Raw genomic sequence first — 14784 nt, forward strand, 5'->3', positions numbered from 1 at the left:
ATAGGCCGAGGGCTTGTCCTCAGTTGCTCGCGTCCACTGTGTTGGTTCTGAAACCACGAACAGCCCCATGCCATGGTCACGGTGTGGTGCGGCTGGACAGTTTCATAGTGTTTCGGTGGTCATAGCGTAAGGGAAACGCCCGGTTACATTCCGAACCCGGAAGCTAAGCCTTACAGCGCCGATGGTACTGCAGGGGGGACCCTGTGGGAGAGTAGGACACCGCCGAACAATCATTCAAAGGGTTGGTCTCTGAACTTCGGTTCAGGGACCAACCCTTTTTTGTTTTCGGCCACTTGAAGTTCATGTTCCGCCCCCAGCATCCACGCATGGGTACTGCTGCAATGCTCAGGACCGCGGGCGTCGGGGTCGGTGACGAGATCGTCGTGCCGGCCTTCGGAAATGAGGAAGTCTCCGGCGCAGTCGCCCTGGCGGGCGCGCTGCCGGTGTTCGCCGATATCGATCCCGTGACGTACTGCCTGAACCCGGAGGCCGTCGAGGCGGTCGTAACTCCGCGTACCGCGGCCGTCGTTGTCGTGCACCGCTTCGGCCGGCCGGCGGACGTCCGGCGGTTGCACGAGGTGGGTCGACGGCACGGGTTGCTGGTGTTGGAGCAAGGGGAGTCCGAGGCGCCGTACGACGAGATCGCGCAGCGTCGGGAGCGGGCGGCCTACCTGGACGGGCGGTTGCGTGGGGTGCGGATGCCCGACGGTGGGGACGGGCACACGTATCAGCAGTACGTCGTGCGGGTTCCGGGGAACGGACGGCCCGACCGGGATGCTTTCGCACGGGCCTTGCGGGCGAAGGGAGTCGGGTGCCGGGTGCCGGTGAAGACCCCGTTGCACCGGCTGCCCGAGTTCCGGCGGTGTGTGTCGCTGCCGGAGACCGAGCTGGCCGCGGACGAGACTCTCGCGTTGCCGGTGGACGCCTCGTTGACGAAGCGGGACATGCAGCGGATTGTGGCTGCCTGCAACGCGCTCGGCGGACTGCTTCAACCCGCCTTCTGAACGAGTTTGGGAACACCGGCCAGTTCGGGGTACGATCTGTTCTGTTGCCGCGAGGGAAACCTCGAAAAGCGACCGGCCCTCTTAGCTCAGTCGGTAGAGCGTCTCCATGGTAAGGAGAAGGTCAACGGTTCGATTCCGTTAGAGGGCTCCACGAAAAAGGCCCCCACCCTCTCGGGCGGGGGCCTTTCTCATGCCCTTTTTCCTTTCACGCCACCCGCATCGCCAGGATCGCCATGTCGTCGGAAGGGGCGTCCGACGCGAAGCGTTCCACCGCGCGCATGATGCGGGCCGCGACCGCGCCGGCCGTGAGACCCGTGCAGGTGGTGAGGACGTCGGCGAGGCCGTCGTCGCCCAGCATGCGGGTGCCCTCGCGGCGCTCGGTGACGCCGTCCGTGACGCAGAGCAGGACGTCGCCCGGGTCGAGCGTGACCGTCTGCTCGTAGAGCTCCAGGTCCTCCATGACACCCAGGAGCGGCTGGGGTTCGGCAGCTGCCTCGACGGTGCCGTCCTGGCGCAGACGCAGGGGGAGCGGGTGGCCGGCGCAGACCACCTTCAGCTCGGCGCTGCCGTCCTCCTGCGGGCGCATCTCGCCGTAGAGGAGGGTCAGGAAGCGGCTGCGGGCGCCCTCGTCGAGGATGGCGGAGTTGAGGCGCTCCAGGACGGCCGGGCCGCTGAGGCCCTCGCGTGCCAGGAGGCGCAGGGCGTGACGGGCCAGGCCCGTCACCGCCGCGGCGTTCGGGCCCGTGCCGCAGACGTCGCCGATGGCGAAGCCGTACGCGCCGTCGCTGATGGGGAAGAGGTCGTAGAAGTCACCGCCGACCTCGTTGCCCTCGCCGGCCGCGCGGTAGATGACCTCGACCTCGACACCGTCGATCGCGGGCAGTTCCGGGGGCAGGAGGCTGCGTTGGAGGGCCTGGCTGATGGCCGTGCGCTCCGAGTAGAGGCGGGCGTTGTCGAGGGCGAGGGCCGCTCGGCGGCTCAGGTCCTCGGCCAGTTCCAGAATCTCCTGGCGGAAGTGTTCGTCGGTGGGCTTGCCGAGGGTCAGCATGCCGATGACGCGGTTGCGGGCGACCAGCGGAAGGACGACCGTCTCGCCGCCCACCGCCGAGGCGGTGGCGAGGGTGGGGCCGATGCCGGACGACATCTGGTGGTTCGGGCCGCCGGTCAGGCCGAGGCTGCGCATGGAGCTGCGCAGGGCCGCGTCGTGCGCGGCGGCCGCCGGGGCCCCCCAGACCCGGGCGCCGGGGGTGGGGACCGGGTCCGGCGGTGCGATCTTCGAGAGCAACGACTTGATGCCGTCGATGAATTCCTCGTCCTCGTGCAGGACGTAGGAGAGGTAGGGATCGGAGGCCTGGTCGGCGATCGTGTAGACCGCGCACCAGGTGGCCAGGGTCGGCACGGTCATCTGGGCCATCAGAGCCAGGGTCTGGTCGCGGTCCAGGGTCCCGGCGAGGAGGTCGGAGGCCTCGACGAGGAAGCTGAGGGAGCCGCGGCGCAGGCGCTCCAGCTCACCCAGGCGGGCCGACTCCACGGCCAGCGCGATGCGGTCGGCAGCGAACTGGAGGCGCAGGGCCTCCTCGTTGGAGTAGCGGCCCGAGGCTTCCGCCGCCACGCCGAGGGAGCCCGTGAGGCGGCCCTCCACCTTGAGCGGGACCGTGACGACGGAGCGCATGCCCGTGCCGTTCAGCAGGGGCACGGCTCCGGGGACGGCCAGGAGGTCCTCGTGGACGGCCGGCATGCGGGCCGAGCCGTAGCGGCCGGGGCCCGCCTCGACGGGCACGCGCGCGAAGCGCTGGCGGGCGGAGGGCAGGCCGGTGGAGGCGCGGACCTCCAACTCCGTCTCGTCGTCGGTCGCCAGGAGGAGGAAGGCGGAGTCGCCGTCGAGCATGTCGCGGGCGCGTTCGACCGTGCGCTGGAGGAGGCCGTCGAGGTCGTCCGGGGCCGGGGAGCCGATGAACACCTCGAAGGGGTCGGTGTTCTGGCCGTCGGAGGTGGTGCCCTGGTCGGACGCAGGGACGCGTGAGGGGGTCTGAAGGACCGCGCGTTCGTGGTCGCGGACGAGAAGGCAGACGGTGGAGGGCTCGCCGTCGGTGTCGCGGACGCGGAGGTGGGAGGCGTACACGGGCGTCACGCGGCCGTTGGCGCCGCGGATGCCGTAGCTGCCTTCCCAGCGGGAGAGCTGGAGGGCTTCGACGATGCCGGTGCTCGTGCCGGGGGTGTGCGGCCAGGCGGCGAGATCGGTGAGGGGCTTGCCGGTGACCTGGTCGGCCGCGTAGCCGAAGAGTTCCTCGGCGTCCTCGTTCCAGGCCGAGATGGCGCCCGTACGGTCGATCTGGACGACGGCCACGCGCACGCGGCTGTCGGCGAGCGGGAGGAGGTCGGCCGGGAGGGACGGGCCGGCCGTGCGGGTGCCCACCGGGCGGTCGGGGAGGTCGAGCTGGAACCAGACCTGTTTGTGGGTGGGGGTGTACTCGACGCCCCAGCGGCCGGCGATGGCCGCGCACAGCTGGAGGCCGCGGCCGCCTTCGCGGTCCGGGCTGCCCATGGTGGCGAGGGAGCCCTGGAGGGGGATCTCACGTTCGGGATACCGGTCGGACACCTCGATGCGTACGCCCTCGGCGCTGCGCAGACACAGGACGTCGGCGTGGGTGCCCGCGTGGACGACCGCGTTGGTCACCAGTTCACTGGTGAGGACGACGGCGTCGTCGATGATGTCGGCGAAGCCCCAGCCCTGGAGGGTGTCGCGGACGAAGGAGCGGGCGGTCGCCACCGATCGTCCGACGGGCTCGAAGCTGGCAGCCGCGCGCGCGGTGATCACTGAACTCCTCGGCCGGTCGTCGACGTGCGGGGCTCCCTGGCCGGTCAGGTCGCCCCGCTGGTGGGGCGGGCGCGTGCTTGAAGGCCGGGGGTCCGGGGTCTGTCCCCCCGGGATCAGTCCGGTGGTCATGTGTGCGGCCGCCCCTCCGATGCCCGCTCGTGCTCGTGCCACCGCCCAGGCCGGTCGGACCGGCGTGGCTGGACAGCCGCATGCAAGGTTACTTACCTTCCGGGCCCCTACGGATGCCGGTCACCAGTGTTTCCGTCCAAGGGTGTGCGGACCGTGTGCGAAGCTGCCGAACTGTTATGGCCTGGTTAGGCAAGGGTGAAACACTGGGCAGGCTTCTTGTGAAGGTCCGGGCAGACTGGGTGTCTTCTGAGCACAGGGGGCAGCAGCCCCACGGGCCCGCCTGGTTTCATCGGGCGGATACCCGAGTGGCATCAGGTATGGCGAGCAGTAGCACCCAGGCACAGCGGTAACGGTCGAGTCCTGCGGGAGGGACAAGTGGAGTCTGGCGCAGCGACGCGGGGCACTAAGGCGCGCGCGAAAGGCGGACAGTCTCTGAGCAGGCCGCGCACACCACGGGGCGGGACGACCGTCGTGGACACGGCGGCCCTGCACCGGCTGCTGGGGGCCCTCGGCTCCATGCGGGAGGGTAATTTCCGCAAGCGGCTCACGGTGTCCGGCGACGGCGTGATGTCGGAGATCGCGGCCGTGTTCAACGAGGTGGCGGACCGGAATCTGCACCTCACGGGTGAGCTGTCGCGGGTCCGGCGCATGGTGGGACGTGAGGGAAAGCTCACCGAGCGGCTCGAGACGGGCGCCTGCGAGGGGTCCTGGGCCACGGCCATCGACAACTCGAACGCGCTGGTCGACGACCTGGTCCGTCCGGTCTCCGAGGTCGGACGGGTGCTGTCTGCGGTCGCCGAGGGTGATCTGTCGCCGCGGATGGAGCTCAGGACGCAGACCCCGGAGGGGACCGGGCATCCGCTGCGCGGCGAGTTCCTGAAGGTCGGGCGGACGGTCAACAACCTGGTCGACCAGCTCTCCACGTTCACCGACGAGGTCACGCGAGTGGCCAGCGAGGTGGGTACCGAGGGCAAGCTGGGCGGCCAGGCCCAGGTGCGCGGTATGTCCGGTTCGTGGAAGGACCTCACGGAGTCCGTCAACACCATGGCGTACCGGCTGACGGCGCAGGTGCGGGACATCGCGCTGGTGACGACGGCGGTGGCCAAGGGTGATCTGTCCCGGAAGGTGACGGTTCACGTCGAGGGCGAGATGCTCGAGCTGAAGAACACCGTCAACACGATGGTGGACCAGCTCTCCGGGTTCTCGGTCGAGGTGACGCGGGTCGCCCGCGAGGTGGGCACGGAGGGCATCCTCGGCGGCCAGGCGCAGGTGTCCGGCGTGGACGGCGTGTGGAAGGAGCTCACCGATTCGGTGAACACCATGGCCGGGAACCTGACGGCCCAGGTGCGCGGGATCGCGGAGGTCACGACGGCGGTCGCCAACGGTGACCTGTCGCAGAAGGTGACGGTGTCGGCGCGCGGCGAGGTCGCGCAGCTCGCGGACACGATCAACCAGATGACCGAGACGCTGCGGACCTTCGCCGACGAGGTCACGCGCGTGGCCAACGAGGTGGGGGCCGCGGGCCAGCTGGGTGGCCAGGCGAACGTGCCGGGGGCGGCGGGCACGTGGAAGGACCTGACGGACTCCGTCAACACAGTGTTCCGCAACCTCACCACGCAGGTGCGGGACATCGCCGCCGTGACGACGGCCGTGGCCAGCGGAGATCTGTCGCAGAAGGTCACGGTGGACGTGGCCGGCGAGATGCTGGAGCTGAAGAACACCGTCAACGGGATGGTCGACCAGCTGTCGGCCTTCGGCGCCGAGGTGACGCGCGTGGCGCGCGAGATCGGGGTCGAGGGTGAGCTGGGCGGGCAGGCGCAGGTGTCGGGCGCGGCGGGTACGTGGAAGGACCTGACGGACTCCGTCAACACGGCGTTCAGGAATCTCACCGGACAGGTGAGGAACATCGCGCAGGTCACCACGGCCGTGGCCAACGGTGATCTGTCGCAGAAGGTCACGGTGGACGTCTCCGGTGAGATGGCCCAGCTGAAGAACACCGTGAACACGATGGTGGACCAGCTGTCGTCGTTCGCCGATCAGGTGACCCGGATGGCCCGGGACGTGGGCACCGAGGGCCGGCTGGGCGGGCAGGCCCGCGTGGACGGGGTCTCGGGCACGTGGAAGGAGCTCACCGACTCCGTCAACTCCATGGCGGGCAACCTGACCTCGCAGGTGCGCAACATCGCGCAGGTGACGACGGCCGTGGCCCGGGGTGACCTGTCGCAGAAGATCGACGTCGACGCGCGCGGGGAGATCCTCGAGCTGAAGAACACCATCAACACGATGGTCGACCAGCTCTCCGCCTTCGCCGACCAGGTGACCCGGGTCGCGCGGGACGTGGGCACCGAGGGCCGGCTGGGCGGGCAGGCGCAGGTGCCCGGCGTGGCGGGTGTGTGGCGGGACCTGACGGACTCGGTGAACGGCATGGCGGGCAACCTCACCGCCCAGGTGCGCAACATCGCCCAGGTCGCCACCGCCGTGGCCCGTGGTGACCTGTCCCAGAAGATCACCGTGGACGCGCGCGGGGAGATCCTGGAGCTGAAGAACACCCTGAACACGATGGTCGACCAGCTGTCGTCGTTCGCCCAGGAGGTCACGCGGGTGGCCCGTGAGGTGGGTACGGAGGGGCAGCTCGGCGGACAGGCCGAGGTGCAGGGTGTCTCCGGTACCTGGAAGGACCTCACGCAGTCCGTGAACTTCATGGCCAACAACCTGACCATTCAGGTGCGCCAGATCGCGGAGGTCACGACCGCGGTCGCCAAGGGCGACCTGTCGAAGAAGATCACGGTTGACGCCAAGGGCGAGATCCTGGAGCTCGTGACGACCGTCAACACGATGGTCGACCAGCTGTCGTCGTTCGCCGAGCAGGTGACCCGGGTGGCCCGCGAGGTGGGCACCGAGGGCATCCTGGGCGGCCAGGCGCACGTGCCGGGCGTCACGGGCATCTGGAAGGACCTCAGCGGCAACGTCAACCTGATGGCCAAGAACCTGACCATGCAGGTGCGCAACATCTCCCAGGTCGCGGCGGCCGTCGCCAACGGCGACCTGACGCGGCAGGTGACGATCGAGGCGCGCGGTGAGGTCCAGCAGCTCGCCGACACCTTCAACACCATGGTGAAGACGCTGAGCTCGTTCGCCGAGCAGGTCACCAAGGTGGCCCGTGAGGTGGGCACGGACGGCATCCTGGGAGGTCAGGCGCATGTGCCGGGTGTGGCGGGCACGTGGAAGGACCTCACCGACTCGGTGAACGGCATGGCGTCCAACCTGACCGGTCAGGTGCGCAACATCGCCATGGTCACGACGGCCATCGCCAAGGGTGATCTGACGAAGAAGATCGACATCGACGCGCGCGGGGAGATCCTCGAGCTGAAGACGACCATCAACACGATGGTGGACCAGCTGTCGTCGTTCGCCGAGGAGGTCACCCGAGTCGCCCGCGAGGTGGGTACGGAGGGGCAGCTGGGCGGTCAGGCACGCGTGCGTGACGTCGACGGCACCTGGCGCGACCTGACGGAGTCCGTGAACGAGATGGCCGGGAACCTGACCCGGCAGGTGCGCGCCATCGCGCGCGTGGCGACCGCGGTGACCCGCGGCGACCTGAACCTGAAGATCGACGTGGACGCGTCCGGGGAGATCCAGGAACTCCAGGACTACATCAACAAGATGATCGCCAACCTGCGCGACACCACGATCGCGAACAAGGAGCAGGACTGGCTCAAGGGCAACCTCGCGCGCGTGTCCGCCCTGATGCAGGGCCGGCGCGACCTTCAGGACGTGGCCTCGCTGATCATGAGCGAGCTGCCGCCGCTGGTGGCCGCGCAGCACGGCGCGTTCTTCCTGGCGATGCCGCCGGCCGACGGTGACGCGGACCTGTACGAGCTGCGGATGCTGGGCTCGTACGGCTACTCGATGGGCTCCATGCCGACGTCGTTCCGGCCGGGTGAGGCGCTCGTCGGGACGGCTGCCGAGGAGAAGCGCACGATCCTCGTGGAGAACGCGCCGAGCGGCTATCTGAAGATCTCCTCCGGGCTCGGAGAGGCGCCGCCCGCGCAGGTGATCGTGTTGCCGGTGCTGTTCGAGGGCCTCGTGCTCGGCGTGATCGAGCTGGCGTCGTTCACGCGGTTCACGCAGATCCAGAAGGACTTCCTCAACCAGCTCGCCGAGATGATCGCGACCAGCGTCAACACGATTTCCGTCAACACCAAGACGGAGCAGCTGCTGAAGAACTCGCAGGAGCTGACCGAGCAACTGCGGGAGCGGTCGGCCGAGTTGGAGCAGCGGCAGAAGGCCCTTCAGGCGTCCAACGCCGAACTGGAGGAGAAGGCCGAGCTGCTGGCCCGGCAGAACCGTGACATCGAGGTGAAGAACACCGAGATCGAGGAGGCGCGGCAGGTCCTGGAGGAGCGCGCCGAGCAACTCGCGGTGTCGATGCGGTACAAGAGCGAGTTCCTCGCCAACATGTCGCACGAGCTGCGCACGCCGCTCAACTCGCTGCTGATCCTGGCCAAGCTGCTCGCGGACAACGCGGACACCAACCTGACGCCGAAGCAGGTCGAGTTCGCGGAGACGATCCACGGCGCCGGCTCCGACCTGCTCCAGCTGATCAACGACATCCTCGACCTGTCGAAGGTCGAGGCGGGCAAGATGGACGTCTCGCCGACGCGTATCGCGCTCGTGCAGCTGGTCGACTACGTGGAGGCCACCTTCCGTCCGCTGACCGCGGAGAAGGGCCTCGACCTGTCGGTGCGGGTGTCGCCGGAGCTGCCGGCCACGCTGCACACCGACGAGCAGCGGCTGCTTCAGGTACTGCGCAACCTGCTGTCCAACGCGGTGAAGTTCACCGACTCCGGGTCCGTCGAGCTGGTCATCCGGCCGGCCGGGGCGGAGGTGCCGGTGGCGATCCGGGAGCAGTTGCTGGAGGCCGGTTCACTGACCGCCGCGGACGCGCCGTTGATCGCGTTCTCGGTGACCGACACCGGCATCGGGATCGCCGCGAGCAAGATGCGGGTGATCTTCGAGGCGTTCAAGCAGGCGGACGGCACCACGAGCCGTAAGTACGGCGGTACGGGCCTCGGGCTGTCGATCTCGCGGGAGATCGCGCAGTTGCTCGGCGGTGAGATCCACGCGCAGAGCGAGACGGGCCGTGGTTCGACGTTCACGCTGTACCTGCCGCTGCACCCGAGCGAGCTGCCGCCCCAGGGCTACCAGCAGGTCGTGCCCGCCCTGGAGGCCGGTGACCTGGTGGCCTCGGAGAACGGGGCGCGCGAGCTGTCGGAGCTGTCCGAGGCGGAGATCGAGATGCCGGCCGAGGTGCGGTCGTACCAGGACGCGCAGAACGGGCCCGCGGCTCTGTTCCGGCGCCGGCGCCGGCTGGTGAGCGGCGGCGAGCAGGTGGGGCCGCCGGAGCAGTGGCCGGCCCGCGGGCAGGAGACGGGGACGCACGCGCGTGGGGGCATCCGCTTCGGCGGCGAGAAGGTGCTGATCGTCGACGACGACATCCGCAACGTCTTCGCGCTGACCAGCGTCCTGGAACAGCACGGCCTGTCCGTGCTGTACGCGGAGAACGGCCGTGAGGGCATCGAGGTCCTGGAACAGCACGACGACGTGGCGGTCGTCCTGATGGACATCATGATGCCCGAGATGGACGGCTACGCGACGACCACGGCCATCCGCCGGATGCCTCAGTTCTCCGGGCTTCCGATCATCGCGCTGACCGCGAAGGCGATGAAGGGCGACCGGGAGAAGGCGATCGAGTCGGGCGCCTCCGACTACGTGACGAAACCGGTCGATCCCGATCACCTGCTGACCGTGATGCGGCAGTGGATGCGGGACCGGTGAGGGGACCTGCGGCGTGAGGGGAACCTTCGGTGTGCGCCCGGAGTTGCTGACTCAGGGTGTCCGCTGCCGTGTAGTGGGGCGGAATTCGGGGAACCTTCTGGTCTCCTGCTGCGTTCCTGCTACGTGCACAGTGACATCACGGTGACAGGGTGTGGCGACGGTCGGGGTACGGCTACCATGACCGGCACAAGGAAGGGCGGCGCAAAGGAGTCGTCCCCAGGGGCGGCGCCCGGTGCACTGCCGGGGCGAGGAGGGCGGGCCATGGTGCAGAAGGCCAAGATCCTCCTGGTCGATGACCGGCCGGAGAATCTGCTGGCGCTGGAGGCGATCCTCTCTGCGCTCGATCAGACGCTGGTGCGGGCATCGTCCGGGGAAGAGGCGCTCAAGGCACTGCTGACGGACGACTTCGCGGTCATTCTGCTGGACGTCCAGATGCCGGGAATGGACGGCTTCGAGACGGCCGCGCACATCAAGCGGCGGGAGCGGACCCGGGACATCCCGATCATCTTCCTCACCGCGATCAACCACGGGCCCCACCACACCTTCCGCGGATACGCGGCGGGCGCGGTGGACTACATCTCCAAGCCGTTCGACCCGTGGGTGCTGCGTGCGAAGGTCTCGGTGTTCGTCGAGCTCTACATGAAGAACTGCCAGCTGCGTGAGCAGGCGGCGCTGCTGCGGTTGCAGTTGGAGGGCGGTGGCGCCAAGGCCGCCACGGGCGGTGGCGCCAAGGAGTCGGCGGGGCTGCTCGCCGAGCTCTCCGCGCGGCTCGCGGCCGTCGAGGAGCAGGCGGAGGCCCTGTCCAAGCAGCTCGACGACGAGTCGGCGGACGCGGCGGCGGTGGCGACGGCGGCGCACCTGGAGCGCAAACTCACGGGTCTGCGCCGGGCGCTGGACGCCCTGGAGCCGGGTACCGGCGGTGGTCCCGCCTCGGTGCCGTCGCCGAACTGAACGGAACTGACGCGTGCGACGCATCGAGTTGTGCATGAGGGCGCGTCAGTTCCACCTCCACCCAAGGCGGGCGTGTCAGCTCCGCGCCTTCGCGAGGGCGACACGAACGGGTGAAGCGGTAGGCACACGTGTCGGTTGTGGTCTCCACCGGTAACCTCACACCCATGGCCCCACGTCCTTCCGCAGCGAAGAAGCAGCCCGCCAAGAAGGCGGCCGCTCCCGTGAAGGCTTCGGCGAAGAAGGCCGCCGCCAAAAAGGTCCCGGCGAAGAGGGCGCCCGCCAGGAAGGCCGCGGCCCGAAAGCCCGCGCCCGCACCGGCCCCCAGTCCCACGGGGGGCGTCTACAGACTGGTGCGCGCCATCTGGCTCGGACTGGCGCACGCCGTCGGCGCCGTGTTCCGCGGGATAGGGAACGGCGCGAAGAACCTCGACCCCGCGCATCGCAAGGACGGCGTCGCTCTGCTGCTCTTCGGCATCGCGCTGATCGTCGCCGCGGGTACCTGGGCCGACCTGCGCGGTCCGGTCGGCGACCTCGTCGAGATCCTGGTGACCGGCGCCTTCGGGCGGCTCGACCTGCTGGTGCCGATACTGCTGGCGGTCATCGCCGTGCGCTTCGTCCGGCACCCCGAGAAGCCCGAGGCCAACGGACGTATCGTCATCGGCCTGTCCGCGCTCGTCATCGGCGTGCTCGGCCAGGTCCACATCGCCTGCGGCGCGCCCGCCCGCAGCGACGGCTTGCAGGCCATAAGGGACGCGGGCGGCCTCATCGGCTGGGGTGCGGCGACCCCGCTGACCTACACCATGGGCGAGGTTCTCGCCGTACCGCTGCTGGTGCTCCTCACGGTCTTCGGGCTGCTGGTCGTCACGGCCACGCCGGTCAACGCCATCCCGCAGCGGCTGCGGCAGCTCGGGGTGCGACTGGGCGTGCTGCACGACCCGGCGGCGGACGAGTACGACGATTTCGACGACGACGCGCGCTACGACGAGCAGTGGCGCGAGGCGCTGCCCGGGCGCCCCCGTCGGCGCTCGGGCGCCCCTCGGGCCCACGACGCCGAGAACGCCGAGCAGGAGGCGCTCTCCCAGCGGCGCGGCCGCCCCCGGCGCTCCGCGGTGCCGCAGCCGGCCATGGACCGGCGGCTGGACGCCGTGGACATCGCCGCGGCCGCCGCGGCCGACCTCGACGGCGCCGTCCTGCACGGCATGCCGCCCTCGCGGATCGTCGCCGACCTCACCCAGGGGGTGAGCGGGGGCGACGGGGAGCCCACCACGCCGACGCCCGTTCCGGCGCCGGCCTCCCGGCCCAGGCAGGAGAAGCCGAAGACCGGTGGGGGAGCGGTCCCCGACCTCACCAAGTCGGCTCCCCAGGAGACGCGCGAGCTGCCGCCGCGCGCGGAGCAGCTCCAGCTGTCCGGCGACATCACCTACTCGCTGCCCTCGCTCGACCTCCTGGAGCGCGGTGGCCCCGGCAAGGTGCGCAGCGCGGCCAACGACGCCGTCGTAGCCTCGCTGACGAACGTGTTCACCGAGTTCAAGGTCGACGCCGCCGTCACCGGCTTCACGCGTGGGCCGACGGTCACGCGCTACGAGGTCGAGCTCGGCCCCGCCGTGAAGGTCGAACGGATCACCGCGCTCGCGAAGAACATCGCGTACGCCGTCGCCAGCCCCGACGTGCGGATCATCAGCCCGATCCCCGGCAAGTCCGCGGTCGGCATCGAGATCCCGAACACCGACCGGGAGATGGTCAACCTCGGTGACGTGCTGCGGCTCGCCGAGTCCGCCGAGGACGACGACCCGATGCTGGTCGCCTTCGGCAAGGACGTCGAGGGCGGCTACGTCATGCACTCGCTGGCGAAGATGCCGCACATGCTGGTCGCCGGTGCCACCGGCTCCGGCAAGTCGTCCTGCATCAACTGCCTGATCACCTCGGTCATGATCCGGGCGACCCCGGAGGACGTCCGGATGATCCTGGTCGACCCCAAGCGGGTCGAGCTCACCGCTTACGAGGGCATCCCCCACCTCATCACGCCGATCATCACCAACCCCAAGCGGGCCGCCGAGGCGCTCCAGTGGGTCGTACGCGAGATGGACCTGCGCTACGACGACCTCGCCGCGTACGGCTACCGGCACATCGACGACTTCAACCGCGCGGTGCGCGAGGGCACCGTGAAGCCGCCCGAGGGCAGTGAGCGCGAGCTCCAGGCGTACCCGTACCTGCTGGTGATCGTCGACGAGCTCGCCGACCTGATGATGGTCGCGCCGCGTGACGTCGAGGACTCGATCGTGCGCATCACACAGCTCGCGCGCGCGGCCGGCATCCACCTGGTGCTCGCCACCCAGCGCCCGTCGGTCGACGTCGTCACCGGCCTGATCAAGGCGAACGTGCCCTCACGGCTCGCCTTCGCCACCTCCTCGCTCGCCGACTCGCGCGTCATCCTCGACCAGCCGGGTGCCGAGAAACTGATCGGCAAGGGCGACGGCCTGTTCCTTCCGATGGGCGCGAACAAGCCGACCCGTATGCAGGGCGCCTTCGTGACCGAGGCCGAGGTCGCGGCCGTGGTCCAGCACTGCAAGGACCAGATGGCGCCCGTCTTCCGCGAGGACGTCACGGTCGGCACCAAGCAGAAGAAGGAGATCGACGAGGACATCGGCGACGACCTCGACCTGCTGTGCCAGGCGGCCGAACTGGTCGTCTCCACCCAGTTCGGATCGACGTCCATGCTCCAGCGCAAGCTGCGGGTCGGCTTCGCCAAGGCCGGACGGCTGATGGACCTCATGGAGTCGCGGAACATCGTCGGGCCCAGCGAGGGATCCAAGGCGCGTGACGTTCTCGTGAAGCCGGACGAGTTGGACGGCGTGCTCGCGGTGATCCGGGGGGATTCTGAGGGGTAGACGTCAGTCGGGGAAGCGGCGGTCGGCCGTGACTCACCCGTTAGAGAGCGGTGGGCAACCGTTTCCCTTTGGCAGGCGTCAAGTTGAGCGAGAGGACAGGTGCGGCTCCTCGCCGGGGCCGTAACCGGCCCGCCATCGGTGTGTCCGGCCATACCGATGGCGTAAAGGTCCCACCGCCCGGTTGCCCCTCCCTTTGGCACCCCCCCTAGACTGAACCTCCAGCACAGGTGGCTACACGCTCGAAAGGCGCCCCCGTGTCCATCGGCAACTCCCCTGAAGACGAGCGTCCGTTCGAAGACCCGTCCGAGGAAGCCCCCATCTCCATCGGCCGCGCCCTGCGGCAGGCGCGCATCACGGCCGGGCTGACCGTCGATGACGTCAGTAGCGCCACCCGGGTCCGTATCGCCATCGTCCACGCCATCGAGTCGGACGACTTCACGCCCTGCGGCGGAGACGTCTACGCCCGCGGGCACATCCGGACCCTGGCCAGGGCCGTCCACCTCGACCCCGCCCCGCTGATCGAGCGGTACGACGACACCCACGGCGGCCGTCCCGCACCGACCCCGGCAGCGCCGCTCTTCGAGGCGGAACGTATCCGCCCCGAGCGGCGCGGGCCGAACTGGACCGCGGCCATGGTCGCCGCCATCGTCGCCGTGGTCGGCTTCGTCGGCTTCACCGCGTTCACGGGCGGCGACGACGACGGGTCGAAGGAGCAGGTCGCGGACGGCGCCACCCCCACGACCGGCAAGACCGCCTCACCCACGACGAAGACCGACAAGCCCGTCGGCGAGAAGCCGGAACCTTCCGACAGCGCCATCGCCGCGGCACCCCAGGACAAGGTGACCGTCCAGGTCAGCGCCACGGACGGCCGCAGCTGGGTCGCAGCGAAGGACCACAACGGCCGCCTGCTCTTCGACGGTCTGCTCAAACAGGGCGACTCCAAGACCTTCCAGGACAGCGAGAAGATCAACCTGGTCCTCGGGGACGCCGGCGCGATCGATCTGTACGTCAACGGCAAGAAGCTCGACGACGACTTCCAGTCAGGCGCCGTGGAGCGGCTGACGTACACGAAGGGCGACCCGCAGGTCGGATGAGCCAGGCGGGCTCTCGGGTGTAGGGGGCCGGCACGGGGTTGACGAAGATCGCCAACCCCGTC

Annotated in this window: 6 protein-coding genes, 1 tRNA gene and 1 rRNA gene; 7 read left to right on the forward strand and 1 reads right to left on the reverse strand. The window is 69.5% G+C overall.

What is annotated here, in order from left to right; translation table 11 throughout:
• Nucleotides 1-111 precede the first annotated feature (111 nt).
• From rrf to ACFWBB_RS15030, 3 genes are all read left to right on the forward strand, one after another.
• Nucleotides 112-228, forward strand: a 5S ribosomal RNA gene (rrf, locus tag ACFWBB_RS15020).
• A gap of 113 nt (nt 229-341) precedes the next feature.
• Nucleotides 342-1004 (forward strand): DegT/DnrJ/EryC1/StrS family aminotransferase, encoded by a 663-nt coding sequence (locus ACFWBB_RS15025; RefSeq protein WP_385271325.1) that lies wholly within the window; start codon nt 342-344, stop codon nt 1002-1004.
• Between the two features lie 75 nt (nt 1005-1079).
• Nucleotides 1080-1155 (forward strand) — tRNA-Thr (locus ACFWBB_RS15030).
• Between the two features lie 54 nt (nt 1156-1209).
• Here ACFWBB_RS15030 and ACFWBB_RS15035 read toward each other — a convergent pair.
• Nucleotides 1210-3951, reverse strand: coding sequence for a SpoIIE family protein phosphatase (locus tag ACFWBB_RS15035; RefSeq protein ID WP_385271130.1), 2742 nt, complete (start codon nt 3949-3951; stop codon nt 1210-1212).
• A 375-nt stretch (nt 3952-4326) separates the two neighbouring features.
• Here ACFWBB_RS15035 and ACFWBB_RS15040 point away from each other — a divergent pair, with 375 nt between their 5' ends.
• The 4 genes from ACFWBB_RS15040 to ACFWBB_RS15055 all read left to right on the forward strand — a co-directional run bounded on the left by ACFWBB_RS15040 (nt 4327) and on the right by ACFWBB_RS15055 (nt 14722).
• Nucleotides 4327-9789, forward strand: a complete 5463-nt coding sequence (locus ACFWBB_RS15040) for a HAMP domain-containing protein (protein ID WP_385271133.1) — start codon at nt 4327-4329, stop codon at nt 9787-9789.
• Between the two features lie 261 nt (nt 9790-10050).
• The gene (locus ACFWBB_RS15045; RefSeq protein WP_385271136.1) at nt 10051-10740 is read left to right on the forward strand and encodes a two-component system response regulator; all 690 of its coding nucleotides are present in this window, start codon (nt 10051-10053) and stop codon (nt 10738-10740) included.
• A gap of 164 nt (nt 10741-10904) precedes the next feature.
• Complete coding sequence (locus ACFWBB_RS15050; RefSeq protein WP_385271139.1) at nt 10905-13628, forward strand: DNA translocase FtsK; 2724 nt, start codon at nt 10905-10907, stop codon at nt 13626-13628.
• A 254-nt stretch (nt 13629-13882) separates the two neighbouring features.
• On the forward strand, nt 13883-14722 hold the full coding sequence (locus ACFWBB_RS15055) for a helix-turn-helix domain-containing protein (RefSeq protein WP_385271142.1): 840 nt from the start codon (nt 13883-13885) through the stop codon (nt 14720-14722).
• Nucleotides 14723-14784: the final 62 nt, after the last annotated feature.

The sequence above is a fragment of the Streptomyces sp. NPDC060000 genome, assembly GCF_042737375.1.
Lineage (GTDB): Bacteria > Actinomycetota > Actinomycetes > Streptomycetales > Streptomycetaceae > Streptomyces.